Annotated in this window: 20 protein-coding genes; 2 read left to right on the forward strand and 18 right to left on the reverse strand. The window is 44.5% G+C overall.

Annotated features, from left to right (window positions below; genetic code table 11):
• Window positions 1-14 precede the first annotated feature (14 nt).
• Window positions 15-1,088 (reverse strand): substrate-binding domain-containing protein, encoded by a 1,074-nt coding sequence (locus LU279_RS04985; protein WP_274421460.1) that lies wholly within the window; start codon window positions 1,086-1,088, stop codon window positions 15-17.
• 493 nt (window positions 1,089-1,581) lie between these two features.
• Here LU279_RS04985 and LU279_RS04990 point away from each other — a divergent pair, with 493 nt between their 5' ends.
• Window positions 1,582-2,724, forward strand: a complete 1,143-nt coding sequence (locus LU279_RS04990; protein WP_274421461.1) for a DUF4317 domain-containing protein — start codon at window positions 1,582-1,584, stop codon at window positions 2,722-2,724.
• A gap of 62 nt (window positions 2,725-2,786) precedes the next feature.
• On the opposite strand, the gene LU279_RS04995 is transcribed toward LU279_RS04990, so the two are convergent.
• The 12 genes from LU279_RS04995 to LU279_RS05050 form a co-directional block, all read right to left on the reverse strand.
• Window positions 2,787-4,058: an FKBP-type peptidylprolyl isomerase gene (locus tag LU279_RS04995; protein ID WP_274421462.1), complete on the reverse strand. Its 1,272-nt coding sequence runs from the start codon at window positions 4,056-4,058 to the stop codon at window positions 2,787-2,789.
• 112 nt (window positions 4,059-4,170) lie between these two features.
• Window positions 4,171-7,488 (reverse strand): transcription-repair coupling factor, encoded by a 3,318-nt coding sequence (gene mfd / locus LU279_RS05000; protein WP_274421463.1) that lies wholly within the window; start codon window positions 7,486-7,488, stop codon window positions 4,171-4,173.
• A complete protein-coding gene (pth, locus tag LU279_RS05005; RefSeq protein ID WP_274421464.1) occupies window positions 7,485-8,063 on the reverse strand; it encodes an aminoacyl-tRNA hydrolase in 579 nt (192 codons plus the stop codon). Before pth ends, mfd begins: the two co-directional genes overlap by 4 nt.
• 10 nt (window positions 8,064-8,073) lie before the next feature.
• A complete protein-coding gene (locus LU279_RS05010) occupies window positions 8,074-9,024 on the reverse strand; it encodes a TIGR03943 family putative permease subunit (protein ID WP_274421465.1) in 951 nt (316 codons plus the stop codon).
• A gap of 19 nt (window positions 9,025-9,043) precedes the next feature.
• Window positions 9,044-10,249, reverse strand: a complete 1,206-nt coding sequence (locus tag LU279_RS05015) for a CobW family GTP-binding protein (protein ID WP_274421466.1) — start codon at window positions 10,247-10,249, stop codon at window positions 9,044-9,046.
• Between the two features lie 134 nt (window positions 10,250-10,383).
• On the reverse strand, window positions 10,384-10,617 hold the full coding sequence (locus LU279_RS05020; protein ID WP_177296925.1) for a polya polymerase: 234 nt from the start codon (window positions 10,615-10,617) through the stop codon (window positions 10,384-10,386).
• A gap of 197 nt (window positions 10,618-10,814) precedes the next feature.
• Complete coding sequence (gene glgB, locus LU279_RS05025) at window positions 10,815-12,701, reverse strand: 1,4-alpha-glucan branching protein GlgB (RefSeq protein WP_274421467.1); 1,887 nt, start codon at window positions 12,699-12,701, stop codon at window positions 10,815-10,817.
• A gap of 28 nt (window positions 12,702-12,729) precedes the next feature.
• Window positions 12,730-14,082: an alpha-amylase family glycosyl hydrolase gene (locus tag LU279_RS05030; protein ID WP_274421468.1), complete on the reverse strand. Its 1,353-nt coding sequence runs from the start codon at window positions 14,080-14,082 to the stop codon at window positions 12,730-12,732.
• Between the two features lie 276 nt (window positions 14,083-14,358).
• Window positions 14,359-15,726, reverse strand: coding sequence for a polysaccharide deacetylase family protein (locus tag LU279_RS05035; RefSeq protein WP_274421469.1), 1,368 nt, complete (start codon window positions 15,724-15,726; stop codon window positions 14,359-14,361).
• 224 nt (window positions 15,727-15,950) lie between these two features.
• Entirely contained in the window at window positions 15,951-17,234 is a 1,284-nt protein-coding gene (tig, locus tag LU279_RS05040) for a trigger factor (protein WP_274421470.1), read from the reverse strand.
• A 39-nt stretch (window positions 17,235-17,273) separates the two neighbouring features.
• The gene (locus LU279_RS05045) at window positions 17,274-18,629 is read right to left on the reverse strand and encodes a polysaccharide deacetylase family protein (protein ID WP_274421471.1); all 1,356 of its coding nucleotides are present in this window, start codon (window positions 18,627-18,629) and stop codon (window positions 17,274-17,276) included.
• A gap of 101 nt (window positions 18,630-18,730) precedes the next feature.
• Window positions 18,731-20,245, reverse strand: coding sequence for a hypothetical protein (locus LU279_RS05050; protein ID WP_330684567.1), 1,515 nt, complete (start codon window positions 20,243-20,245; stop codon window positions 18,731-18,733).
• A gap of 473 nt (window positions 20,246-20,718) precedes the next feature.
• Between LU279_RS05050 and LU279_RS05055 the strand changes: the two genes are divergently transcribed.
• Entirely contained in the window at window positions 20,719-21,168 is a 450-nt protein-coding gene (locus LU279_RS05055; RefSeq protein WP_022066653.1) for a hypothetical protein, read from the forward strand.
• 50 nt (window positions 21,169-21,218) lie between these two features.
• Here LU279_RS05055 and LU279_RS05060 read toward each other — a convergent pair whose 3' ends face one another.
• The 5 genes from LU279_RS05060 to LU279_RS05080 all read right to left on the reverse strand — a co-directional run bounded on the left by LU279_RS05060 (window position 21,219) and on the right by LU279_RS05080 (window position 26,084).
• Window positions 21,219-21,665, reverse strand: coding sequence for a DUF1934 domain-containing protein (locus LU279_RS05060; protein WP_022066652.1), 447 nt, complete (start codon window positions 21,663-21,665; stop codon window positions 21,219-21,221).
• A 9-nt stretch (window positions 21,666-21,674) separates the two neighbouring features.
• The gene (gene murI / locus LU279_RS05065) at window positions 21,675-22,496 is read right to left on the reverse strand and encodes a glutamate racemase (RefSeq protein ID WP_274421472.1); all 822 of its coding nucleotides are present in this window, start codon (window positions 22,494-22,496) and stop codon (window positions 21,675-21,677) included.
• A gap of 75 nt (window positions 22,497-22,571) precedes the next feature.
• On the reverse strand, window positions 22,572-22,787 hold the full coding sequence (locus LU279_RS05070) for a hypothetical protein (RefSeq protein ID WP_274421473.1): 216 nt from the start codon (window positions 22,785-22,787) through the stop codon (window positions 22,572-22,574).
• Between the two features lie 139 nt (window positions 22,788-22,926).
• A complete protein-coding gene (locus LU279_RS05075) occupies window positions 22,927-24,600 on the reverse strand; it encodes a GerAB/ArcD/ProY family transporter (protein ID WP_274421474.1) in 1,674 nt (557 codons plus the stop codon).
• Entirely contained in the window at window positions 24,597-26,084 is a 1,488-nt protein-coding gene (locus tag LU279_RS05080) for a spore germination protein (RefSeq protein ID WP_274421475.1), read from the reverse strand. The genes LU279_RS05075 and LU279_RS05080 overlap by 4 nt, the downstream gene beginning before the upstream one ends.
• Window positions 26,085-26,172 lie beyond the last annotated feature (88 nt).

Genomic DNA, 26,172 nt, shown 5'->3' on the forward strand with positions numbered 1-26,172 from the left:
TTCGCCTGATTATATTATTTTTGTGAATTAACAAGTTCCAGAATTTCTTCTGCATTATCCTGTGTCACTTTTACGTAATCAACCAGAGTAACAGGCTCTGTTTCCTCACCCTTCAGGAACTTTACGGCAAGCTCTGCCGCCCCATGGGACTGACTGAAATAATCATTAAACACCGTGCCTGTAAATTCTCCGTCCACAACACTCTGGACTGCTTCTTCCAGAGCATCGACACCTGTCAGATAAATATCCTCTCCCACAGTTCTGTCAGCCTCCCGGATCGCCTCCAACGCCCCAAGCGCCATGGCGTCATTATTACAGAACACCACTTCTATCTCATCTCCAAACTCATCCAGAGCCTCCTCCATGATCTTCTGTCCCTGTGACTGGCTCCAGTCGCCTCTCTGAGCCATAAGTTCTCTGGTCTTCACTCCTGCATCTTCAAGAGCTTTTACAGAATAAGCGGTTCTGTACTGGGTATCAATATTTTCCGGCTCCCCCTGGAGCATAATATAAGAAACCTCTCCGTCGCCATTCACATCACCTTTATTCTCTGTAGCCGCAATCTCTTCTCCCTGAAAAATACCGGACTGCCTTGCGTCTGCGCCAATATAAGCTGCCTGTATTCCCTCCATCTCCCATCTTTCCATTTCCATGGGATCCGGCTGACGGTTTATGTAAACAACAGGAGTCCCCGACTCGCTGCAAAGATCTGTTATCATGGGAGCCGCAGAGGCATGAACCAGATTCAGGATCATCACATCTACATGATCTGCAATAAAATCTTCAATCTGATTTGTCTGCTTCTCCTGATTGTTTTTTCCATCTTCCACCAGTATGTTTTTTTCATCAAAGCCCAGTTCCTCTGTCAGATAGCGTACAAGCTCTGTCCGATACAATGTCATAAACGTATCGTCAAACTGATAAATGGAAATCCCTATTTTTGTGTTTTCTGTGTCTATGCCCTCCATGTCCGGTTTTTGCACAGCGGCTTCTTCCGCTTTCTCTGCTGCCTGAACCAGCTCTGCTCCTGTAAATGCTGATGTAGCCGCCACAGCCCAGAACACTGCTGCCAGTATCTTACGTTTCATTTCATTTTCCTCCCTCAAAACACCCGAAAATATGTCTTCCGGTATCTTTATTTTAACAGTATTGCTGTCAAAAATATACATATTTTTTAGAGTTCCCGGGATTTTGGCATCAATGCGTCAGACAAATGTGGAAATAATACTGTACGGACAGCAGCCGTTTTTCCTCTCATACTGTGAGAGAATCAAAAGTTAAATGCCAGGGTAATTTGCTTGCAGAAGAAAAACCCGTATGTTATATTAGAAAGAACAGAGCACATCTGTTTTGCTCTTTATAATCATACTGTATTTGCAGCCGTTTCTATTTCTGTAGCGGCTGTTTACATTTTCTGAAAAGTTTTATAATACAGAACGGTAAATCAGTTCAACAAACACAAAATCTGGTCTGATATAAGGTTCTGAATATATTAGTGTTCACAGGATTTTGACCAGGAAACTGCTGTGAACGGAATAAACAGTAATCTGAATACTGTCATATAAAGGAGATTCCCAAACTATGAACAAAAAAGAAATATCCGAAATAAAAAAACAGTTTACACCTGACCGCTGCTCCATTACCCGTATCTGCGGCTGTTATGTAGATGGTGAAAAAAACAAAAAAACAGAGCTGAAAGAAGCTTTTCTGTCCCTTTCTGAAGAGGAAGCTTTTAAGTATTTTGAAATTTTTAAGAAAACTCTTTCCGGAACAATAGGCAAAAATCTTATCAATATGGAATTTCCTCTGGAACAGGAAAAAGAAGGCGGGACTCAGGAATTTCTGCTGAAGCTGCGGGGAAGCAAGCTTCAGGATAATGCTCTTCTGGAAGAATTTTATGACAGGATCATCCAGTCCTATGATTATGGCGAAAACTACTACATTATACTGATCCATGCAGTTTACGATATTCCCGGCAAATCCTCTGACGGTATGGAAATGTTTGACGCCTCCGACGAGATCTACGACCATATCCTCTGCAGCATCTGCCCGGTAAAGCTTTCCAAGGCAGGTCTTTGCTACAATGCGGAAACAAATAATATTGAGGACCGCATCCGCGACTGGATCGTGGAAATGCCGGATCTGGGCTTTCTGTTTCCTGTATTTAATGACAGAAGTACAGATATCCACGGACTTCTCTATTATTCAAAAAATGCAGAACAGCTGAGAAGTACCTTTGTAGACGAGCTTTTTGGCTGCGTAACTCCTTTGTCTGCAGGAGGTCAGCGTGATTCCTTTAATGCCCTTGTGGAAGAAACCCTTGGTGACGACTGCGCTTATGATACTGTCATGAACATCCATGAAAAATTAAATGAATGGGTGGAAACCCAAAAAGACGCTCCGGAACCGGCTGTACTGACAAAACCGGAAGTGAAACGTCTTTTTGAGGAGTGCGGTGTGGAGGATGAAAAACTGGAAACCTTTGATTCCTGCTATGAGGCCACTGCCGGAGAAAATACTTCTCTCATGGCTTCCAATATCACCAACACCCGCCGTATGGAGATCAAAACCCCTGATGTGGTGATCCATGTAGATCCTGACCGTGCAGAACTTGTGGAAACAAAGATCATTGACGGCAGAAAATGTCTTGTGATCCCCATGGAAGGTGATGTGGAGATCAATGGTATCCATGTTTCCTTTAAAGAAGACTCTGAATCTCATTAATTTTCCCATGAAAAAGGGGATATCACAAGCAGCTGTTGTGGTATCCCCTTTATAAAATCGTTTTATTTTTCTGCTTCTTCAGTTGGCTCAGGAGTAACTGTTGTCTCTGCAGTCTCTTCTGTTCCCTCTTCTTCAGCTTTCTCTGTATCATTTTCCGGCGCTGAAGTTGGTTCCTCTGTTGTTGCTTCCGGCTCTTCTACAGGTTCAAGAACCTCTTCCTCGGCAGCTTCTTCCGGAGCTGCTTCTGTTGCTTCCGGTGTTTCTGTAGGTTCCGCAGTTGTGCCGATCACAAATTTATGGTTATCTTTCAGTTCCAGAGTTTTAAGAACCTTCTTGTCCACAGTAACCTCTGCTTCCTTTAACCATTTTTCGGTTGTATCTGCATAAAACTCGTTCTGTTTCTCATTGAGGATAGATGTTTTCTTATTCTCAGTAGCTTCCTCATCATTTACTTTATCCAGTCTTACAACATAAAAAGCAGTGTCTGTTTCAATTACATTCTGCGCCAATTCCCCGTCTTTAAGAGTTCTCAGTACAGAAATAACCTCTTCCGGATAACCGGAGGATGCAGGCTCAGCTTCGCCCTCTTTATCCTCTTTCTTCTCATTTGTATCAAAAGTTCCTTCAAGAACGCTGTAATCCTCACTGACAGATTTTACTGTTTCAGCAAAATCAGCTTCCGGATTTTTTTTCATTTCATCAAGGATTTTCTGTGCGTCTTTCTTTTTGGCCTCAACATCTTTTTCTTCCAGATCTGCAGTATTAATGCTTACATAACTGAAAGAAGACTGCTGAGCTTCTTCATCCGGAATATCCGTATCCACCTCAGCGATAATGGCATCATGCATTCTCATCTGATAAGTGCGCAGTTCCAGGTAGGTTTTAATCTGGTCTTCTGTCACAGAAAGAGTTTCTATCGTTTCTTCACTGTTGGCTTTCATAAATTCTGATGCTGCCTCTGCAATGGCTTTCTGATCTTCCTCAGTTACCTCAACCTTGTAATCTGCTGCCTTTTCTTTCAGAATATACAGAGTCTCCAGGTCTTTCAGGGATTCCTCTACAGCCTGTTCTCCGTAGGTTCCTCCCTCCTCTGTCTCTGATTCCCAGATCGCATATCCCGGCTGTCCGCCCATAAGGCTTGCATACATTGCTTCTGCCTGAGCCTGACTCTGACGAACCATAATACTTAATACTCCCATTGGGATATCAGTTCCGTTTACCGTAGCAACTGTCTGAGTTCCATCTACTTTCTTTTCACCACAGCCGGAAAGCATTCCCATGGTCATTACGCCTGCAAGCGCAACAACAGCTGCTTTTTTTGATCTTTCTTTCATATTTTCCTCCATTGTAGCCTGACTTTATTGCTACAAGTATAATCTTTTTTCGTCCTGAGGGCAAGGAGAATCACAAAATTCCATGATTTTTCACACATTTTGCACAGATTCCCTACTCCTCCACCAGACTGTTCAGCTCTGTCAGAAAATCTGTCAGGGCTTCCAGCGGTCTTCCCTGAGGTGTGTATATAAATTTCGGCTCCTGCTCTGCCTTAAACTGAAGGCCTCTTCTGTATTTCTGCATAAGAGCCGGGATTCCTGAAGGATCGATATGCGCTTTTTCATAAAGAGTGATCCTCATATCGTTTCCAAGCTGCTTGATCTCTGTTACATAGGAACGGTGGGCAAGAGCCTTCATTCTTGCAATGGCAAGAAGGTTCAGCACTGCCTTTGGCATTTCTCCGAAACGATCCAGAAGCTCTTCCAGCATATCGTCATAATCCTGCTGACTTTCAATACCTGCAATTCTCTTATAAATATCCAGCTTCTGATATTCGTTGCTGATATAGGTATCCGGGATAAAAGCGTCAATTGTCAGGTCAATGGTAGTTTCAAAGTCCTCCATTGTATGAATACCCTTTGCCTCCTTGACAGCCTCGCTGAGCATTTTGCAGTAAAGATCATAACCAACTGCATTCATATGTCCGTGCTGCTCTGCTCCCAGAAGGTTTCCGGCTCCCCGAAGCTCAAGATCCCGCATGGCAATCTTGAATCCGCTTCCCAGATCTGTATATTCCCGGATGGCGGAAAGTCTTTTTTCCGCCGTTTCCTTCAGCATGGTATTTTTCCGGTACATAAGAAAAGCATAGGCGGTTCTGTTTGATCTTCCAATCCGCCCCCGAAGCTGATAAAGCTGGGAAAGTCCATATCTGTCTGAATCATGAATAATCATTGTATTCACGTTGGATATGTCAAGACCTGTTTCAATAATTGTTGTGGAAACCAGAACATCAATGTCTCCGTTGATAAATGCACACATAACATTTTCCAGTTCCCTCTCGCTCATCTGCCCATGAGCAAAATCCACTCTGGCATCAGGCAGAAGCCTGGACAGTCTCAGGGCAACCTCTGCGATATCGTTCACACGGTTATATACATAATATACCTGGCCGCCCCTGCGAAGCTCACGGTTTACTGCCTCTCTCACAGTTTCCTCATCATACTCCATCACATAAGTCTGAATAGGCACACGATCCATAGGCGGTTCTTCCAGAACACTCATATCGCGGATTCCGATCAAGCTCATGTGAAGTGTCCGTGGAATAGGCGTTGCAGTCAGAGTCAGAACATCAATATCTTTTTTCAGCTGCTTGATCTTTTCTTTGTGAACTACGCCAAAGCGCTGTTCCTCATCAATGATCAGAAGTCCCAGATTCTTAAATTCCACATCCTTGGAAAGCACCCTGTGAGTTCCCACAATAATGTCAACCTGGCCTTTTTTCAGATCACTGATCGTTTTTTGCTGCTGGGCTGCAGTGCGGAACCGGCACAGGAGATCCACTCTTACCGGAAACTCTTTCATTCTCTGGACAAAGGTATTATAAACCTGCTGTGCAAGGATCGTGGTTGGCACAAGGTAAATTACCTGGCGGCTTTCCTGAACAGCCTTAAAGGCGGCGCGGAGAGCAACCTCCGTCTTTCCGTAGCCTACGTCGCCGCACACAAGGCGGTCCATGATCTTGGTGCTTTCCATGTCTTTTTTTGTATCCTCAATGGCAGCAAGCTGATCCTCTGTCTCCTCATAGGGGAACATTTCCTCAAACTCTCTCTGCCACACTGTATCCGGACCGCACACATAGCCTTCTTTTTCCTGACGCACTGCATAAAGCTCCACCAGCTCCTTTGCAATGTTCTGAACAGCGCCCTTTACTTTTGATTTTGTCTTTTTCCACTCCTGGCCTCCCAGCTTGTTCAGCCTTGGAGTTCTTGCAGCCTCTGCCCCGGAATATTTCTGAAGAGCATCCAGCTGAGTGGCAAGAATATAAAGGTTGCTTCCTCCACGGTACTCGATCTTGATATAATCCTTTACGATCCTGTCTACCTCAACCTTTTCAATTCCCTTATAAATTCCAAGTCCGTGCTTTTCATGGACAACAAAATCCCCGATGGACAGCTCAGAAAAGTCCTGGATCCTCTGACCGTTATAGTTTTTCTTTTTTTTACGCGGCTTCTGCTCTTTGCCGAAAATATCAGTTTCTGTAATAACCGCAAACTTTACAAGAGGATACTCGAAGCCCTTTCTGGCATGACCGTAAACCACCATGATCTCTCCGGGATTCAGAATACGTTCACTGTCCTGTCCATAAAAGGCATTCAGCCCCTGATCCTGAAGATCCTTTGCCAGACGCTCTGCTCTTGTCCGGGAGCCTGACATAAGAACAATCTGATAGCCCTTGTTTTTGTACTGCTGAAGATCCTTTACAAGAAGCTCAAAACTGCTCTGATAGGAGCTCATGGATTTCACTGTGAGATTGTGATTTCCCGTAATATTCCATCCCGCTTTTTGGGGCTCCAGCGCAGAAAGAGAAACACAGTTACATTTATTCAGCTTATGACAAACTTCATCCCAGGAGCACATCCAGCCTTCGGAAAGATTCTGCTGACCTTTTTCCTGTCGGTTATGGCAACTCTGACGGAATTCTTCCTCCACTGCCTTTGCATTTTCGGAAAGGCGGTTAGGCTCATCCAGAAATATCATTGTTTTTTCCCGGTCAAAATAATCTGTAAAAGTCAGACCGCTTTTTTCCGCCTGAAGCTCCGCCGCCGGATAAATGGTGATCTCTTCCAGATTTTCCAGAGATCTCTGGCTCTGGGTATCAAAGCTTCGGATTGAGTCAATTTCATCTCCCCACAGCTCGATTCTCCAGGGATTTTCTTCTGTCAGGGAATAAATATCAATAATTCCTCCTCTCACCGAAAACTGTCCTGGCATCTCCACCTGGCCTGCACGCTCATAGCCCATACTTACAAGTGCTGTTTTTAATTTATCAATATCAAGCTGGCTGTCATTGCGAAAATAAAGAAGCTGTTTCTGGATTTCCTCCAAAGGAGCAAGAAAATCCATACATCCGTCCACACTTGTAACCACTGTGATCTCTTCTGAGGTAAGAAGAGCACGGATTACCTGCATCCTCTGCCGTATCAGCAGGTTTCCATGGATATCTGCCTGAAAAAACAGAAGATCTCTGGCCGGATAGTAATAAACATTTTTGTCATAAAAACGATAGTCCTCATAAATCTGCTTTGCGCTGCGCTCGTCCTCGGAAATAATCAGATGATATGGAAAAAGCCCGGAAAGCCCATATATCATATGTGCTTTCTGGGACTCCATACAGCCGCTGACAGCCAGGACGCCACGGTTATCTTTTGCCTGTTCCCGTATCTGTTCCATCTCTGCAAGATTCTGCAGAGGCTGCAAAAATGTTTTCATACGACCCCCGTCTTTTTGTTGAACTCATTCATTGCTGCATCTGTTCCTCTGGAAAGGATCATTTCCACAGCCTTGCATGCTCTTTCCTGAGCCTCATCCACAAGTTTGCGCTCCTGTGTGGAAAATCTTCCCAGTACATGATCTGCCAGATCCCAGCCCTGAGGTTTGGCTCCTACTCCCACCTTGATACGCACAAACTTCTGCGTTCCAAGCTGTTTGATCAGATCTTTGATCCCGTTGTGTCCGCCTGCGCTTCCCTGCTTGCGGATTCTTAACTGTCCCGGTTCCAGATCAATATCATCATAAATCACGATCATCTCTGTTTCCGGATCAATTTTAAAATAATTTATCATGTCCCGCACCGGGCCACCGCTTAAATTCATATAAGAAAGGGGCTTCATCAAAAGCACCTGTTCTCCACCGATGATTCCCTTTCCATACATGGCATTGAATTTAACGCCGCCCTGGGGAATCCCGTGTTCCTCCACCAGACGGTCGATCACATCAAAGCCCATGTTGTGCCGGGTGGCTTCATACTGCCTTCCTGGATTTCCCAGACCAACTACTAAATACATACCGCTCTCCTTAATTAAAATATACCATTTCTTCTTCCAGAGGGTCACATGGCTCTACAAAATCTGCGTAAAGCACAATTCCTTCCCCCTGGTATTCCATACGGTTCTCAATTCCTACCTTTGCAGTCACTTCTACCCATTGTCCCTGCTGAAGTTTAGGTGCAAATGCACTTTTGCACACGTAACCAAGGAAGGTTGTATCGTCTGCACAGCAGGTCATTGCCGTACGGCCCGGAACAAAAAATTTGCTTCCCATTCCTCTTGGCTTCATTACCCTTGCCTTAAACTTCACAGTTTTATTTACATAAGTTTCCGGATGGTCCATAGCGTCCACAAACCAGATTCCGTAATCCTCAGGTAAAATATCAATCACAGGCGCATTGACATCAAAAGGCATTTCATCCTGGAAAATATCATCCAGCTCGCCTTCTTCATCCTCAAAAATAATCTCAGCTCTCTGGTTTGCCACTTTGATCCCTCTTCTGTAAGTTGGAAGAGGATCTTCTTTTTTGCAGCGGTTAAACACAACCATATCGCTGTTTCTTACCATATCCATAAAAATGGATTTCATGTTTGCCATATACATCTGGAAGGTACTGGCGTCTACACAGGTGATCTGCTGCTCTACACCCCAGCCCTCCGGCTTCTGCATTTTCTCAAAATTGCTCACCAGCCACATACCGTTATACTCAATGATAACCCGTTCCGGCTGATACAGAATGTTCATGGCAACAAGACGGTCTGTAGTAAGATCTTCCTCTTTTTCAATGATCTCCACTACAGTATTGCTCATTTCCAGAACAGCCTTATCGTACTCCTCTTCTCCTTCTTCACAGAGGATCAGAAGAGTTGTTCCCTCTGTATAAAAATAATCCTGCTGCAGGGTGAAATTCAGGAAAGAAGTTTTACCACTTTCCAGAAAACCTGTGATCAGATAAATCGGTACTGTAATCTCGTTCATTTATTCCTCCTGATCTGTCTTATAATCCAAAGATCTCAGCCAGTTTTTCCTCATTTAATTTAGAGCCGATAACGCAAAGGCGGCCTGTATATTCCGGTGAGCCTTCACGGATCTCTGTTTCTTCCGGAACCATATCAAAATAGATCCAGGTTCCATCTTCAGCCGGAAGCATTCCTTTTGCTCGAAGGATTACGCCATACTCTTCAGATTCAGAAAGAGTGGCAAGGATTTTTTCAAGATTCTCTCTGGAATACTTCTTAACAGTCTCACGTCCCCAGCTTGTAAATACCTCATCTGCATGATGGTGGTGATGACCGTGATGATCATGTCCGCATCCGCAGTCGTGATGGTGCTCATGCTCGTGATGGTCATGTCCACAGCCGCAATCATGGTCGTGATGGTGCTCATGCTCGTCGTGGTCGCAGCCGCAATCGTGGTCGTGATGATGCTCATGCTCGTCGTGGTCGTGTCCACAGCCGCAATCATGGTCGTGGTGGTGCTCATGCTCGTCGTGGTCGTGGCCGCAGCCGCAATCGTGGTCGTGATGATGTTCATGCTCGTGATGATGCTCATGTACATGTCCGCACTCCGGGCATACCTCTTCTTCCATCATCTCCTCTTCCAGAGATACCGGATTTTCCATTACTTCAAGAAGCTTCTTTCCGTCCAGTTTTTCAACAGGTGTGGTAATGATAGCAGCTTTCTTGTTCAGACTGCGAAGAAGCTCCATAGACTGCATTGCCTTTTCTTCATCCACAATATCTGTTCTGCTCATAATAATGGCGCCTGCATACTCTACCTGATTGTTAAAGAACTCGCCAAAGTTTCTCATATACATTTTGCATTTTTTTGCGTCTACCACTGTTGTATAACTGTTCAGTACAAGACCTGTTTCTTCCTGAACATCCTGCACAGCGCGGATCACATCAGAAAGCTTTCCTACGCCTGACGGCTCAATAAGGATTCTGTCCGGATGATACTTGTCGATCACTTCTTTCAGAGATGCTCCAAAATCTCCTACAAGAGAGCAGCAGATACATCCGGAATTCATTTCACGGATCTCAATTCCCGCCTCTTTCAGAAATCCGCCGTCAATACCGATCTCGCCAAATTCATTTTCGATCAGAACTACCTGCTCGTCCTGAAAAGCCTCTTTGAGAAGTTTTTTAATAAGAGTTGTTTTTCCAGCTCCGAGAAAACCTGAAATAATATCAATTTTTGTCATGATTTTGCCTCTTTTCTACTTTGTTTTCAACGTACATTTGACCAGGAAGCAAAACACCCCCTGGTCGCAGCCACTTATATATGCACACAACGGGGACATGACTCTGTCATGCCCCCGCTTTTTACTAAAAAATATCAGCCGTTGATCATAAAGTTTAACAGCTTGTCGATATCTTCTTTCTCGTATGCAACGATTTCCAGCTCCGGAATCTCTCCGCCGGAGAAAATGTTTGCCAGAGATACATACTGGGACAGCTTGGATTTCAGATTCAGTCTGTCTCCCTCACCTGTTACAAGCTCAACTTTGCCAGTGCAGCTATCTACTACTTCAAAAAATTTGTCTACGTCTTTAATATTAGATACTTTCATTTTTATTCTCCTTTCAGGATTTATATTATCGGTTCTTCGTCATAAGTAATTGTCTATTTCTTCAGACGCGTACAGTATAACGCATCTTTTTATAAAATGCAATGGTTTTTCTGCCAAAATATCACTCTATAACACCCTAAAGAGCAATTTATAAGAATATATTCCTGTTCTCTTCAGTGATGGCTTTTTTATACTCATCAATATGTAAATACCGCTACTCCATAAGGCGCAAGGGGATATGCAAAAGAAAATTCCCGGTTGTCGCACTCTTTGGCTTCCGCTTTGAAAATCTGTGGTTTTTCCAGAAGTCCGTTCTCATCCATGATCAGCTTATACTGTTTTTTCTTCGGCACACCTACCCGGTAGTCGCTTCTCTCCACAGGCGTAAAGTTTACCACAAACAGAAGATTGTTTCTCTTTGTAGGAGATTTTCGCATAAAGCTGAAAATACTTCTGTCTCCGTCATCTGCATTGATCCACTCAAATCCTTCCGGATCATTATCCGCTTTATACAGAGCCGGATATTTTTTGTACATATGAAGAAGTGTTTTTACAAAGGATTGAAGATCTTTGTGGTTTTCCTCTCCCAGAAGATACCAGTCAAGCTCTCTTTCCTCACTCCATTCCCGAAGCTGTCCAAACTCCTGTCCCATGAACAGAAGCTTTTTGCCCGGATGAAAGAACATAAATGCATAGGCAGCCTTCAGGTTCTTAAACTTATCATCCGGATATCCGGGCATTTTGTTCAGCATGGAACATTTCAGATGAACCACCTCATCATGCGAAATAACCAGAATGTATTTTTCACTGTAGGCATAGGTCATGGAAAATGTCATTTTATTGTGGTTAAATTTACGGAAATACGGATCTGTCTTCATGTACTCCAGGAAATCATTCATCCACCCCATGTTCCATTTCAGAGAAAATCCAAGTCCGTCATCCTCTGCCTTGCCTGTTACTTTCGGCCATGCAGTTGATTCCTCTGCGATCATCACTGTGCCGTGATTTCTTCCCAGCACAACTGTATTCAGATGTTTGAAAAATTCAATGGCTTCCAGATTTTTATTGTCCCCGTATTTATTTGCAACCCACTGTCCGTCCTGCTTGCCATAATCAAGATACAGCATGGACGCAACTGCATCCACTCGAAGTCCGTCCACATGACATTCCTCAATCCAGAAAAGCGCATTAGCTATAAGAAAATTCTTTACTTCCGGACGTCCATAATTGTAGATCTTTGTTCCCCAGTCAGGATGCTCTCCCTGTCGCGGATCCTGATGTTCGTATACTGCTGTTCCGTCAAAATTTGCCAGCCCGTGGGCATCTTTCGGAAAATGTCCCGGAACCCAGTCCAGAATAACCCCGATTTTGTTTCTGTGCAGATAATCTACCAGATATTTAAAATCCTGAGCGCTTCCATAACGTGAAGTAGGCGCATAATAGCCGGTTACCTGATAGCCCCAGGAACCGTCAAATGGATGCTCTGCAATTCCCATCAGCTCTACATGGGTGTAGCCCATATCTTTTACATATTTTGCAAGCTCATGAGCAAACTCACGATAGTTGTAAAATCCGTTTTCATCCTCATTTTCCACTGCATGTTTTTTCCAGGAACCCGGATGTACCTCATAAATAGACATGGCATCTGTGTTTTCATCAAATTCTATGCGCTTTTTCATCCATGTAGAATCTTTCCATTTATAATCTGTAATATCCGCAATCCTGGACGCAGTTCCCGGGCGAAGTTCTGCTTCATTGCCATAGGGGTCTGCCTTATAAAGCTCCTCGCCATGCATTCCCACAATAAAAAACTTATAAAGATCTCCAATTTTTGCCCCCGGCACAAATACTTCAAACACACCGATGGGACCTGCTTTCACCATCGGATCTGCTTCTGTATCCCAATTATTAAAATCTCCAACTACGGAAACCGACTGCGCATTCGGCGCCCATACCGCAAAATAAACTCCCTTTTTTCTTCCCTGAGTTGTAGGATGCGCACCAAGTTTTTTATAAATATCATAGTGTGTTCCCTGACCAAATAAATACTGGTCTAACTCTGAAAAATGCATATTCTCTCCCATCCGGAAATACCTCCCTTAATCCCTGTATCTATTTCAATTTATAAATCTGACTTTCCCCGGGCTCCAGCGTTACTCTGAAACTGCCATCCTGAGGTCTGCCTTCCTGCCCGTCAACAAGACTTACCCAGGACTTTCCTCCCAGCAGTTCCCTGATGTATAGCTCTGCAGGCCTGTCGTCATTATTCACTGCCACTACAATAGCTTCTTCTCCCAGTATTCTTGCAAAAGCATACTGTCGGTTGGTGAGAAGAAGTTCCTGATATCTTCCGTCTGAAAGAGCCGGCTCCTGGCTGTGGATCCTGCCAAGAAGTTTCACCCATTCAAGAAGCTGCGGATTATCCGGATGCTGAAGCGCCTCCTCAATATCAACTGCCGGACGAAGAGGATCATCATTTCCCCCTTCTTTACGTCCCTGTATCCCCCACTCAGATCCATAATAAATGGAAGGGATTCCCGGAAGTGTAAATAAAAGTGTATATACAGTAAAAATATGTTCCGGAACATTGAGCTTGGAAGCGATCCTGTCCACATCATGATTGTCCACAAAAGAATAAAGCCGAAGTCCTTTGTAGATTCCTCCGTTTTCATCAAACTCTCTCCGGATCGTATGAGCGATCTCAAAATAATTGTGGTCGTTATGTCCGGAATAAAGTCCCTTGTGAAGCTCATAATTTGTAACAGAATCCAGCATTTCCGGCTTCACATAGCGACTGTAATCTCCGTGGATCACCTCTCCCATCAGCCAGAAGTCTGCTTTTTTGTCATTAGTAAACCGTCTCATTTCTTCCATAAAGGAAAATTCCAGACAGTCCGCGCAGTCAAGGCGAATCCCGTCAATATCAAACTCGTCAATCCAAAATCCTATTACATCCAGAAGATACTCCCGTACCTTCGGCTCCCAAAGATTAAGGTTTACCAGCTCAAAACAGTTTCGCCATGCCTCATAGCCAAATCCGTCATTATAAGGTGAATTCCACCCAAAATTAATTCCCTTATACCAGCTGCAGTACTGAGATTGTTCTCTGTTTTTCTGAATATCCTGAAAAGCAAAAAATTCTCTTCCTGTATGGTTGAATACACCGTCCACCACAACACGGATATCCATTTCGTGGGCTTTCTCCACAAAGTTTTTAAAGTCCCGGTTATCTCCCAGACGCCTGTCCACCATACGGTAATCTTTTGTGTCGTATCCGTGGGATGTGGATTCAAATAACGGCCCAATATAGATTGCCGTACATCCCAGACTCTTTATATGAGGAAGCCATTTCATCAGATCCTGAAATCTGTGAACAGTTTCCTGACTCTCATTTCTTCTTGGCGCTCCTGTCATTCCGATAGGATACATATGATAAAACACTGCGTTTTCATACCACTTTCCCACTAAACTTCCCTCCCAAAATGCTACAATTCCTCTATCCATATTATACCCAAGATTCCCAGTCTCTTCAACTGCATTTTGTGTTGTTTCAGACATTCTGCCAATAACCTTATTACTGTCTGTACGATTCCTGTCGAACAACCTTGTGTTTTCACATAAAAAATGCGTAACAGACATTCATATCTGTTACGCAATAAAAATCCAATTTTCAGACAGCAATATAAAACCATATGATATCTTTATAAATTTTCAACTCATAAATCATTCGATATTAATAGATTAATAGTATTCTTCGTCGCTGCCGTCGCCATAATACTCATCATCATAGGATGCATCTCCACTTTCGTCTGAATACTCCTCACCGGAACCGTCTTCACTGCTTCCATCTGACATATCGCTTCCTTCATCGTAACTGTCCTCACTGCTTCCGTCAGATACGCTGCCTTCTCCGCCTTCGCTTCCCGAAGCAGCCTCAGCGCTCAGAAGAGGACCGTCATAGCCTGCTACCAGACCCTTTGACAAACTGCTGTCCCAGAAATCTGCATAGGACGCATTCTGAAGTTTCACACCCTTTGCCGCTGCCAGCTCGCTGACGGTCATCAGCTTATAGCCTTTTTCCACCAGCTGAGGAATGATCTGAAGAGCCGCCTGTACAGAAGGCTCATGGATATCATGCATTAATATAATGGAGCCGTCTGTCAGATCCCCGTTCATAACTGCGTCAACGGTTGATTCTACATTCAATGTCTTCCAGTCCAGAGTATCCAAAGACCACATAAAAAACGGCTTCTGCACCAGATCGAACTCTCTCTGAGCTGCTGCGCCATAAGGAGCGCGGGCTACTGTGGACTTCTGTCCGCAGGCTTTCATCAGAGCCTCGTCTGTTTTCTGAAATTCCTCTATTACCGCTTCATCAGAAATACCCTGAAGAGTTGCCTCCGGGTGATCCCAGCTGTGGTTTCCAAGCTCACAGCCGATGTCTGTCATCCTCTTCACTGTAGATTCCCAGCTTCCCACATTCTGTCCCAGCATAAAGAACGTTGCATGGGCATTGTTCTTCTCCAGACAGTCAAGAAGCTGATCTGTGTATTCTCCGGGGCCATCATCAAAAGTCAGGGCAATACGCGGTTTATGTTTCTCCGGATTGTAGGTACCATCCTCGTTAAAATACAGATCATCAAATCCCTGGCTTACCCAGCCTGTCTGTATGTAACCATTATCATCAAAGGAATATGTCTGTCCGTCAATCTCCTGCATTCCGCCGGCATAATAAGTACCGTCTGTATTCTGATACCATTTGCCGTTTTCGTCCTTATGCCAGCCTGATGTCAGGTCTGATGCTGTGGTAATATGAGAAACACTTGCCAAAGGCATTCTGATCGCCGCTGTTCCATCTGTTTTTACTTCTTCTTTTTTGGGTTCTGTTTTTTCTGCATCTGCCGTTTTGCCGGCATCAGCTTCCACCCGCACGGGCTTATCAGCATCCTTGCCGCTGATTTTATTTGTAATAGGCAGAATCACGCCTTTTATGATAAATACTGCAACCAGTACCACTGCCAGTATATAGCCGCCAAGCTTCATCATTTTGCGGCGTCGAAGCTGCTGCTGCTTTTTGCGCATCCTTTCCTGCAACACTCTTTTATCCATTGTTTCCCACCTGCTATTATATTAATCTGTCTGTGTTTGTCACGTCTATCATACTGCATTTTTTGCAGAAATACAATAGCGCTTCCCGTGCATTTTCCATATATTTATAAAACTTTTCTAAATTTATCCAGTTTTCTGACCCCCTGCTGCCATGCCGGCTATCTTTGCCCTGTTTACAATTCTGCACAGACAGCAGCCGACATGAGGAATAACATTGCTTCTGATTATTTCTCCAAAGCAGCATCCTCATTTGCAACATCTTCATTTGCAGTTTTTTCAGCCTTTTCCGGCTGAGTATCATAGGCGCCTTCTTCTGTTACCGCATCTTCATTTTCTGCCAGCTCGTCACCTCCGCCGACCTTCTGATCCACCTGAGCCTGATCCACAATAAACTTTTCCACTCTGAGAAGAGCCCGTGTCTCATTTACTTCTCTCTCTCCATAAAGATCCACCACTTCACTGAGATCTGTCGCACCATACTGCTGAAGCAACTTCTTATCCAGCTCTTCTGCCTCTTTGTCGTCTACGCTCAGATTTTCTTCATCCATAATATACTGAACGATCAGGTTCTGCTTTACCTTAACCTCCGCATACTGTCTGCAAGCTTCCTCATATTCTTCTTCTGTGATTCCCTGTGATCTCAGAAATTCGCTCATATCCATCTGAGCCTGCTCAATATACTCGCCATTCAGTTCTTTATAAGCTTCTATGGCTGTTTCAATATCTTCTTCCGGATATTCTATGATCTCAGAGCTTTCAAATACCTGATTCCATGCATCTGCATAAAGCTGGTTCTCAGCAGCTTCATTCACACCGGACTCAAGTTCTTTCTGAACAGCCGCTCTGTATTCATCCACAGTCTTGCTGTCTGTATTTGCAGCAACCCACTCATCTGTAAGCTCAGGAGTTCTGCGGATACTCTGAACAGTTACCTGATACACAGCTGCCTTGCCCGCAAGCTCACTGTCATAATAATCTTCCGGAAAAGTCAGATTCAGTTCTTTTGTCTCTCCGGCTTTCATTCCAATGAGCCCCTCATCAAAGCCGTCTGCTACTGCACCTTCTCCGATAACAAGATCATAGTCCTCCTCAGAGCCACCCTCAAAGCTTTTGCCGTCAATGGTTCCTGTAAAGCTGACTCTTACCTGATCTCCGGACTGGACCGTTCCATCCTTCACTTCCTCCGCCTTATCCTGAAGCCGGAATTCAATTTCGGTATTTACCTCAGAATCTGAAACAGGCTCTACAATGTTCTCCAGCTTCAGCCCTTTATATTCGCCTACAGTAATATATTTGGAAATATCGCTGACAGACACAAGTCTGACCTCTGCTTTTTTCTCCTGTTTTTTATCCTTTTCAGTTTCAGTTTTATCTTCTGCTTTATCCGCCTTCTCTGCGCTGCTTTCTGTTTTTTCTGCCGCAGGTTTTTCTGCGCTCTTATCTGAGCAGGCAGACGCGCTGAATACCATACACATTACCAGCATTGCCAAAACTGTTTTTTTCTTCATAAATTGCTCCTTTCTGATGCCTTATGTTCATTTATCCTGTCACATTGCAGGTACGGGGGTAGGTCTGGAAGAATCCCATACTTCTGATACGTCAAATAGATCACTGAGCATTTCCGGATTATAATACATTCGATATCCATCCAGATTTCTTCTTCCCTGACGCAGGTACTGGTCTGAGAGCTGTACAAAATACTGACTGGAATCCACATTACAGTAATAATTATATCCTCTGCTCTTATAATACTGAAATTTCGGGTTATCGGAGGAATATCCCTCCCAGCCGCCGATATCTGCTCCAAAGGCAAAGATAATGGTATCTGTTTTTCCAAGGATCGGCGCCACATAGGCTTCCCATCTCTCATTATCCGCCTTCAGTTCCTCGGCAGAAGAATCTGTTGCATTTTTGTGACCCCAGGTATGGCTTGCAAACTCCCAGCCATTGGTTTTCATGGCGTCTGCAACTTTTTTGGCAGCTGCCACATCTGCTTCGTAGTCAAAATCAGGATGTTTTTCCAGAAATTCCCTCTGATTATCCTGAAGATTCTCTTTTGTCTTATAGGCAATATCCGTACGATAACCCAGAACGCCGTTGTATCCTGTCATTGCAAGAATACCTTTTCGTCCATGATAGGAAAAATCAGGATGCTGCTTCACAAATTCATCAATCAGAGGCACCATATCATAATTTCCCACAGATACTGTGCCGTCATCCTCAATATACTCATTTTTTACTTCCCCGTTCTCATCCAGAACAAGGCGGGAAGCATAGCCGTCTCCATCCATATAATGATAATAGCTCACATCATCCTGGGACAGAACAAACGGAATTTTTCCCTTGGGAAGCATGATCTTCCCTCTGCTCATAGTTCCGTCCTTATTCACTGTTGCCATATCGTGAAGACTTACCAAGACATACCCTTTGTCGTACATGGTCTGAATGATCTTATTGAACTCATCTATGGTGGTCATAACCTGGTTATAGCCGCCTGAATCAGAATCCCCGTCAAAAGCTTTGGAGGTATCTTTTACCAGCGTATGAAAAAACACATGGGTGATCTTTTCAATGGGATATTCCACCAGGGACGCCTTTGCCACCTGGCACTTTGCGGCTATATCCATATAATCTTTGTTTTTTTCAAAGTCCTTCTGACTTTTCAGAAGCTTGATAGCCTCGTCATAATTGTACTGGGCATACATGATCTTTGCCTGCTCCAGAACCGACTGCGCACTGTTTTTTGCTTCTTTCTCTTCTGTTTTCTTTTTATCCTTTGATGCAGACACCGGCATATATGTCTTAGATGTGATTTTCTGTGTGTTCCCATTCCAAACCGGCATATTTCCACTGCCTGCCGCAACTGCTGCCGCAAGCGTCACTGCCAGAACTGCTTTTTTCATTTTTTAATTTTCCCCTTTCTTCTGTTTCCCCTTCCGGCTGCTCCCCACCGGTATATAAATCCGCCGGATCCCCTCATCCGGCGGATGATATATTTTTATCTTTATCCCATAGGCGGTACAGGAGTTGGTCTGCTTGGGTCAAATACTGCTTTTGCGTCAAAAAGATCTTCCAGAAGTTCCGGATTATAGTACATTCTGTATCCGTCCAGATTTCTTCTTCCCTGACGGAAATACCGATCTCTGATCTGCACAAAATATTTACTTGAATCCACATTGCAGAAATAATTGTATCCTACGCTTTTCAGGTATTCAAACTTATCTCCTGAATAATCTTCCTGAGCAGTCAGATCTGTTCCGAAAGCAAAAATAATGATATCTGTTCCGCCGATCAGCGGATCTACATTTTCTTTAAATTTCTCGGTATCTGCCTGCAGATGAGCCAGGTCTATCTGTCCTACATTCTGATGTCCCCAGGTATGGCTTGCAAACAGCCATCCATTGGCTTTCATGGCATCTGCCACCTTCTTTGCCTCTTCCCGCTCTTTTTCCAGACTGAAATCCGGATGTGCGTCCAGCCACTCCACCTTGTTGGCGTCCAGATCATCCGGCCGTGTCTCGTAGCTGATGTCTGTTCTGTATCCAAGGATTCCATTATACCCCGTGAGAGCTACGATGCCCTTTGCTCCCCTGTAGGAAAAATCAGGATGCTGCTCCACAAACCGGTCAATCAGCGGCACCATGTCATAGTCGCCTACCGAAACTGTTCCGTCATCCTCCACATATTCATTGCGGACCTTGCCTTCGGCATCCAGTACAAGCTTTGTGGCATAGCCGTCTCCATCCATATAGTGATAATAGCACACGTCATCCTGAGACAGCACAAACGGAATTTTCCCCGGCGGAAGAAGGATTTCTCCCGGAGTCATATTTCCGTTTTCGTCAGCAATGGCCATGTCCTTGATGCTGACCATAACATAACCCTTGTCATACATGGTCTGAGTGATCTTATTAAACTCATCTATGGTGGTCATTACCTGATTGTAGTCGCCTTCTTTATAATCACCGTCAAATGACTTCGCCGGATCCTTGATCAGCGTATGATAAAAAACATGCGTCACTTCTTCCAGCGGCCAGGAAACGCAGGTGGCCTTTGTCTCCTCGTATTTTTTTACTGCAGCCTGAAAATCCGCATTCTTGTCATAGCTGCTGTCGCTTTTGAGAAGCTGTACAGCCCCGTCATAATCATACTGGGCTGCCTTCAGATCCGCCTCTGCCAGAAGGTCTGTCTGCGCAGAAGCCTCTGCTGCTTCTCCCCCGCCTTTTTTGTTTTCATCTTTATTGGAAACTATGCCGGAACCGCTGCTTTTTGTAATGACAAAACGTGTGATCCCGCTGACTGCGCCAACTACTACAACAAGGGAAATCACTGCTGTGGCGCCCAGAACCGCCAGCTTCTTCCGGCGCTCCCTTTTTTGCCTGCGCAGCCTTCTCTCCCTTCGCATCTCACGGAAATATTCGTCACGTTCCTCTTCGGTCATGGCCTCCAGCTGCCTGTCCCTCTCATCCTTATTTTTCTCACTGTGCATATTTCTCTTTCCCCTGCCTCGCTCTTCCATAGTAACTCCTGTCCATTATTTTTCTGTAATTTTTAATATACCCAATACAAAATCCTTTATTCCGGCGTCACAACAGTCAGGGAATTTTACTGTTCACTCCCTTCCCGGAAGCCTGGTCAAAGTACCTTGCAATTTACATTCGATCATGGTATTTTTCGTTTTTTAGCAACACATCTTATGGAATATTACCTATGAACATCTGCCCAAATTTGTCGAATTGTGTCACTTTGTTTATTATAACTTTTTATCTGTATAATTTCCACTGTTTTCCCCTAATATAAAATAATTTTCTGTAATCTTTGTCTAAATGATTTCTCTGGGATTTTACTGTGATTTTGCCCGAAACTGTTTGCCTTTTAACCGGATTAATGATAAAATATACTTCGCATGACAGGAATTCTCTCTGAAGGACATGTATGTCCGCCTGTATCTGATTATAAGAGGGAAAAATATACATATTGAGGAGGGTATCTATGAATACACTTACCATCGTCCTGCTTGTCATCCTTGTTGTTCTCGTTGGCGTACTGATTGCCCTTTATTTTTTTGGAAAAAAGGCTCAGAAAAAACAGGAAGAACAGCAGGCACAGATTGAAGCTGCAAAACAGACTGTTTCCATGTTGGTAATTGACAAAAAACGACTTCGCATAAAAGAATCTGGTCTCCCGCAGATGGTGATCGATCAGACACCGAAGATGATGCGTCGTACCAAACTGCCTATTGTTAAGGCCAAGATCGGTCCGAAGATTTCTATTCTGATAGCAGATGAGAAAATTTACGAACAGATTCCTGTAAAGAAAGAAGTAAAGGCTGACATCAGCGGTCTGTACATTGTAGGTGTACGCGGTATCCGCGGTCATCTGGATGCGCCGCCGGCCAAGAAAAAGGGCTTCTTTAAAAGAATGTTCAGCAAAAAAGACTAAAAAACACGAGACAGCTGTAAGAATTTTCCTGCAGCTGTCTCGTATTTTATTTACAGTACAAAATCCTTTGAATCGGCAGGCTGCGCCTGCACAGAAAGATAGCAGTCCGCCACATGCTCTTCATTCATGTCAAGGGCATAATCAACCTTCATGTTAATGTTATTGTCACTTTCATTCAGTTCCATTCCGGTAGCAACAATTCCCATCTGAAGCGTTCCGAACGGAGTGGTATAAAAGGTCATATTCTTTTTTCCCCGCTCAAATACCATATGTACATTAACCAGCCCCTGTTTCCTGACTTCCATGCCCTGGGGGGACATTTTTATGTAATTTATCGTAGGCTCTGAGCCTTCATCCAGAATTTCCTCATATCTGAGATAATGGCTTCCGTTGCGAAAATAATACTGACCGGGCACAACAAGCTCTATTGGCTCCTGTTCTTCTCCAACTTCCATCATTTGAAGTCCCCGTACATGTATGAGTACATTTTTGTCCATAAATGCCTCCTAATATTTTTCAATGTCGATCTTTTTTGTCATTTCCACATCATAGGGAAGAATGGATCCGGCAAATGCCCGGAACTTTTCCGCAAGGTCACTGACATAAAAACGATATGGAAATTCTTCATTTTTTCCGCCTGTATTCAGGAGTTTCTTGTTTTCAAGAAGAGAACGAAGCTCCAGTGCTGTCTCATAAGCCGGATTGACCAGCCGTACTTCTTCCCCCATAAATTCCCGGATCACAGACCGGATAAGCGGATAGTGAGTACAGCCCAGAATCAGTGTATCCACATCTTTGTCTTTAAATTCCTGAAGATATCTGGCTGTAACCTCTGCAGTAACCGGATCGTGAAGCCAGCCTTCCTCCACCAGAGGAACAAACAGAGGGCAGGCTTTGCTGATCACTGTGATGTCCGGATCCAGCTTCTTCAGATAGGATGCGTGAATACCGCTGTCAACAGTTCCTACTGTGCCGATCACACCCACTCTTCTGTTCTTCGTTTCCGCTGCCGCCACTCTGGCTCCGGGCTCTATCACTCCCAGGATGGGAACGTCAAATTCATCCCTCACTGCCTCCAGAGCAAAAGCGCTTGCCGTATTGCAGGCGATCACGATCGCCTTAACCTGCTGCTCCATAAGAAAATGAATGATCTGTCTGGAATACCGGATGATATTTTCTCTGGACTTCCCTCCATAGGGTACTCTGGCTGTATCTCCAAAATATACGATTTTTTCTGACGGCAGATTCCGCATGATCTCACGGGCAACTGTCAGCCCGCCCACTCCGGAATCAAATACACCTATGGGTGCGTCTCTGTCTGGCTTCATAAATATAAGTCTCCGTTTCTGCACTGACTGGTAGGACTGCGGAGCTTTTCCGCAGTCTCTGGTTTTTATATCATATCACCATTCCAGCACTTCCGCAAGCCAGAAGGAAATCTTTCGGGGGCTGTCCCCCTTTCCCTCTGAAAAACAAAATTCCGGATACATGGTTCCCCACCATGCAGATGCAGCCGGATACTCCGGCAGACTGAATCCTCCTGCCACCAGGATCGCAGCAGCCATTGCAGCAAGTATCGAAACCGTAAGGCGGTTTTTTCTGTCTCTTAACCATTCCATTTGTCTATTCCTCCAAAATTGTTACTGTCCGTTCTGTACATAATATTATTTCCTGTGAACACTTACCCCTGATTCACTATTCAGAGTATAGACAATTCCCGGCTTTCTATTCCGGTAAGGCTCTTATTTTTTAGATTTCTCAGCTCTTTTCCAGATACACCTGCAACTCTCCGTCTTTCATAATGATACGGGGAATTTCAGGAAAAGAGCCGCTTTCATACCACTGATGATAAACCTGCCTTAATGTCACTCCGTTTTTCTGCTGAGACGGCAGGCGGTTTTCCAGAAGCCCGGTAAGATATTCTCCGGCAGAGGTTCCTCCGCTTTCCCGTGTAAGCACCGCCTCCGGATCTTCTGTCCGGAAAATATAAACATTTTCACCGACAAAAGGCTCTTCCTTCAGATATTCCATGAATATTTTCCAGCCGTCCCCTTCCAGAAGTCTGTCTCCCATAATAATCACCTGAAGATGGCTCATGTCCAGATATTTTTCCTGAGAACGGTCATAAATTCTTTCTATTTCATAAAAATCACTTCCGGTTAAAGAAAGTACAGTCTCATTTCCTGACTCTTCCTGCTTGTCCTGTCCGGTAGCCTGAGGAAGATCCGGCATTCCATAAATAAGGGAAAATCCTGAATCTTCACTGTTCACCCCCAGAGCAAGAGGATACATTCTTTTTTCCGGCTCTATAGCTGCGCAGCCGCTGAAAAACAACATAAAACAAAGACAGGCTGACAGCGCTGCTTTTTTCTGGCGCTTACGGTTTCCTTTCAGAGCCATAAACATCTGGATAAGAAGCAGACCGGGAACAAAAATCCGGCTTAGATAAAAACCAAAAATTTCTCTGATCCCTGTTTCCTGAAATTTTATAAAAGACAGCCCGAATATTACGGCCGGCAGCCACAGTTTCCCGTTTCCCATACGGGTCCGATCCAGGATCCTGTGTCCGTAATGAAACAGGCTGCCCAGAGCAAACAGAAGGCTGTACAAAAGGAATCCCATCCACAGTACATCAAATCTTGCCAGCACATTCCCCGGAAGATCTGCTCCTGCCAGAAGAGGGAGAACCGGATATGCTTCATTTCGGAATCTCTGCCATCCAAGCACTGACGGAATCAGCACAAGCATTCCTATCAGAATCCCTCCCAGAGTGAAAATTCCAAAAACCACCGTTTTTCCTGCTGCCCCTCTTTTTTCTACATCCTTCAGAAGAAAGGGCAGAAGTCCAAGCCCTGAAAAAGCCACAAGAACCTCATAGCAGCTTTTTAAAACTTCTTTGCCCTGCAGCGCAGATGCCTGTGTCATTTCTGTAAAATATTCCGGCGTGATCTGCCACAAACAAAGAATCATCATCAGAACCACACCGCCCGGAAGAATGCCCCCTGACACTTCTGCCATTCTTCCTCTCCTCTGCATTCCTTTATGGGCGCCGAAGCTGCAGACCGCTGCTGCCAGCAAAGAAATCACGATTCCCGGAATACCGGTGACCAGAACAGCAGGAACCAGCTCCTCCATTAAATCCAGAAGATACGCGCCTGTCAGTATCACATAACTCAGAAAAAACACTCCTATGATCCTGCCGCCTGCCGCTCCAAAGGTTTTAATCGGATCCGTGTACCAGGGCGTCAATCTTCTCAGAAAAAAACTGTAAATCGCCAGAATCACCAATGCAGCTGCCACCCCCACAATCCCTGATATTCCTGTGAGCCTATTTTCTCCGGGAAGGCACAGAAGAAAAGGAGCCAAAAACGTCAAAACCATCTGCCTGTACAGCTGTCTGTGAGAAATTCTGTTATTTTCTGCAAATTTCATGATTTTTCCCTCCTTTTCAGCCGCAGGCTCTGTTCCTGTCTGGCGTAAAGAGGGCGGATCCGGCGCTTACGGAAGGGAAGTCTGAGGATTCCGTCCCCTACATCCTTTATGGGGGATTTTTTTACAAAAGGCAGAAGATAGGGAACGCCAAAGCTTAACAGACCTGACAGATGAGCTGCTGTCAGATAGATTCCCAGCACAATACCAAAAATCCCCAGATATCCTCCCAGAAACAGAAACGCATATTTCAGAAGCCGGAAAGCAGATGCAAACTCCTCATTTGGAATTGCCATTCCACCCAGAGCCGTAAGGGCTACGATCATCACAACGATCGGACTTACCAGATTTGCGCTGACAGCCGCCTGTCCAATGATAAGGCCTCCTACAATCCCAATGGCATTTCCCAGAGAACCGGGAACACGGACACCTGCCTCCCGTATAAGCTCAAAAGAAAGTTCCAAAAATACAAGTTCCACAACACTGGAAAAGGGTACTCCCTCTCTGGCTTCCGCAAAAGACAGCAGAAGATTTGTGGGGAGGATCTGGGTATGGAACCGTATTACTGCCAGATAAAGTCCGGGAAGAAGGACTGCCGTCATCAGAGCCAGATAGCGCAAAACTCTTAAAAATGATGCCATTTCAAAGTGATGATACCAATCCTCGCTGCTTTCCATAAATCCGTTAAAGGAGCTGGGAAGGATCAGGACATAAGGCGTATTGTCACAGATCAGAACGATTTTTCCATTGAGAAGCTCCTGAGCCGCCCGGTCCGGACGTTCCGTTGTCTGATACTGAGGAAATGGAGAGTACCACTCCTCCTCTGTAAGCTGCTCCAACATTCCGCTGTCCAGGATTCCGTCAATCTCAAATTCCTCCAGACGGTCTTTAATTGTCTGCAGAAGTTCCTGGTGGACAAGATCTTCTATATAAAGAAGCTGGATCATTGTATTGGAACGAACCCCGATGCTCATTTCTTCAACCTTCATCCTTGTATCACGAAGCCGTTTCCGCACAAGAGCAGAATTTGTTTTTACCGAATCGGAAAATCCTTCTCTGGAACCCCGGAGAACCTTTTCTGTTTCCGCTCCCGACACTCCCATATTAGGATAGCCCTTGCTGGAAATTTTCATTGCCCTGTCATAGCCGTCCATAAAAAAAATGGCGTTTCCTGCAAGCATAGCCGCCACGGCGTCTTCCATGTACTCAAATTTTTTTACATCTGCGATTCCCAGACTGTTGTTTCTCATAAACTCCTGGATCTGTTCCGGTGAACTTTCCCAGAAATGATTGATCATTTTCCCAAGAGCAGAATCGTCCAGCATGATATTGGAAACCGCCACCTCAATATATACCATAAGACAGTCTGTTTTTCCCAGAGTTCCAATACGCATGGGACGGATCAAAATATCCGCGCAGTTTTTACAGCGCTCTCTTATATATGCTTCATTGTCCTTCAGCCTGGAAGAAATTTTTGTTTTTCCCATATACAACTCCTGCTACATCGTCTGCAAAAAAGAGGACACTTCCTCTTCCAACTCTCTAAATCATGGTAAATAAAAAGAGAGATACCAT

The sequence above is a fragment of the Blautia sp. XA-2221 genome, from assembly GCF_028767025.1.
Taxonomy (GTDB): domain Bacteria; phylum Bacillota; class Clostridia; order Lachnospirales; family Lachnospiraceae; genus Blautia_A.

Excerpts from the sequence above, each read along its gene's own strand:
- LU279_RS04985 (WP_274421460.1), bottom strand. The coding sequence starts at position 1,088 with ATGAAACGTAAGATACTGGCAGCAGTGTTCTGGGCTGTGGCGGCTACA.
- LU279_RS04990 (WP_274421461.1), top strand. The coding sequence starts at position 1,582 with ATGAACAAAAAAGAAATATCCGAAATAAAAAAACAGTTTACACCTGAC.
- LU279_RS04995 (WP_274421462.1), bottom strand. The coding sequence starts at position 4,058 with ATGAAAGAAAGATCAAAAAAAGCAGCTGTTGTTGCGCTTGCAGGCGTA.
- mfd (WP_274421463.1), bottom strand. The coding sequence starts at position 7,488 with ATGAAAACATTTTTGCAGCCTCTGCAGAATCTTGCAGAGATGGAACAG.
- pth (WP_274421464.1), bottom strand. The coding sequence starts at position 8,063 with ATGTATTTAGTAGTTGGTCTGGGAAATCCAGGAAGGCAGTATGAAGCC.
- LU279_RS05010 (WP_274421465.1), bottom strand. The coding sequence starts at position 9,024 with ATGAACGAGATTACAGTACCGATTTATCTGATCACAGGTTTTCTGGAA.
- LU279_RS05015 (WP_274421466.1), bottom strand. The coding sequence starts at position 10,249 with ATGACAAAAATTGATATTATTTCAGGTTTTCTCGGAGCTGGAAAAACA.
- LU279_RS05020 (WP_177296925.1), bottom strand. The coding sequence starts at position 10,617 with ATGAAAGTATCTAATATTAAAGACGTAGACAAATTTTTTGAAGTAGTA.
- glgB (WP_274421467.1), bottom strand. The coding sequence starts at position 12,701 with ATGGGAGAGAATATGCATTTTTCAGAGTTAGACCAGTATTTATTTGGT.
- LU279_RS05035 (WP_274421469.1), bottom strand. The coding sequence starts at position 15,726 with ATGGATAAAAGAGTGTTGCAGGAAAGGATGCGCAAAAAGCAGCAGCAG.
- tig (WP_274421470.1), bottom strand. The coding sequence starts at position 17,234 with ATGAAGAAAAAAACAGTTTTGGCAATGCTGGTAATGTGTATGGTATTC.
- LU279_RS05045 (WP_274421471.1), bottom strand. The coding sequence starts at position 18,629 with ATGAAAAAAGCAGTTCTGGCAGTGACGCTTGCGGCAGCAGTTGCGGCA.
- LU279_RS05050 (WP_330684567.1), bottom strand. The coding sequence starts at position 20,245 with ATGGAAGAGCGAGGCAGGGGAAAGAGAAATATGCACAGTGAGAAAAAT.
- LU279_RS05055 (WP_022066653.1), top strand. The coding sequence starts at position 20,719 with ATGAATACACTTACCATCGTCCTGCTTGTCATCCTTGTTGTTCTCGTT.
- LU279_RS05060 (WP_022066652.1), bottom strand. The coding sequence starts at position 21,665 with ATGGACAAAAATGTACTCATACATGTACGGGGACTTCAAATGATGGAA.
- murI (WP_274421472.1), bottom strand. The coding sequence starts at position 22,496 with ATGAAGCCAGACAGAGACGCACCCATAGGTGTATTTGATTCCGGAGTG.
- LU279_RS05070 (WP_274421473.1), bottom strand. The coding sequence starts at position 22,787 with ATGGAATGGTTAAGAGACAGAAAAAACCGCCTTACGGTTTCGATACTT.
- LU279_RS05075 (WP_274421474.1), bottom strand. The coding sequence starts at position 24,600 with ATGAAATTTGCAGAAAATAACAGAATTTCTCACAGACAGCTGTACAGG.
- LU279_RS05080 (WP_274421475.1), bottom strand. The coding sequence starts at position 26,084 with ATGGGAAAAACAAAAATTTCTTCCAGGCTGAAGGACAATGAAGCATAT.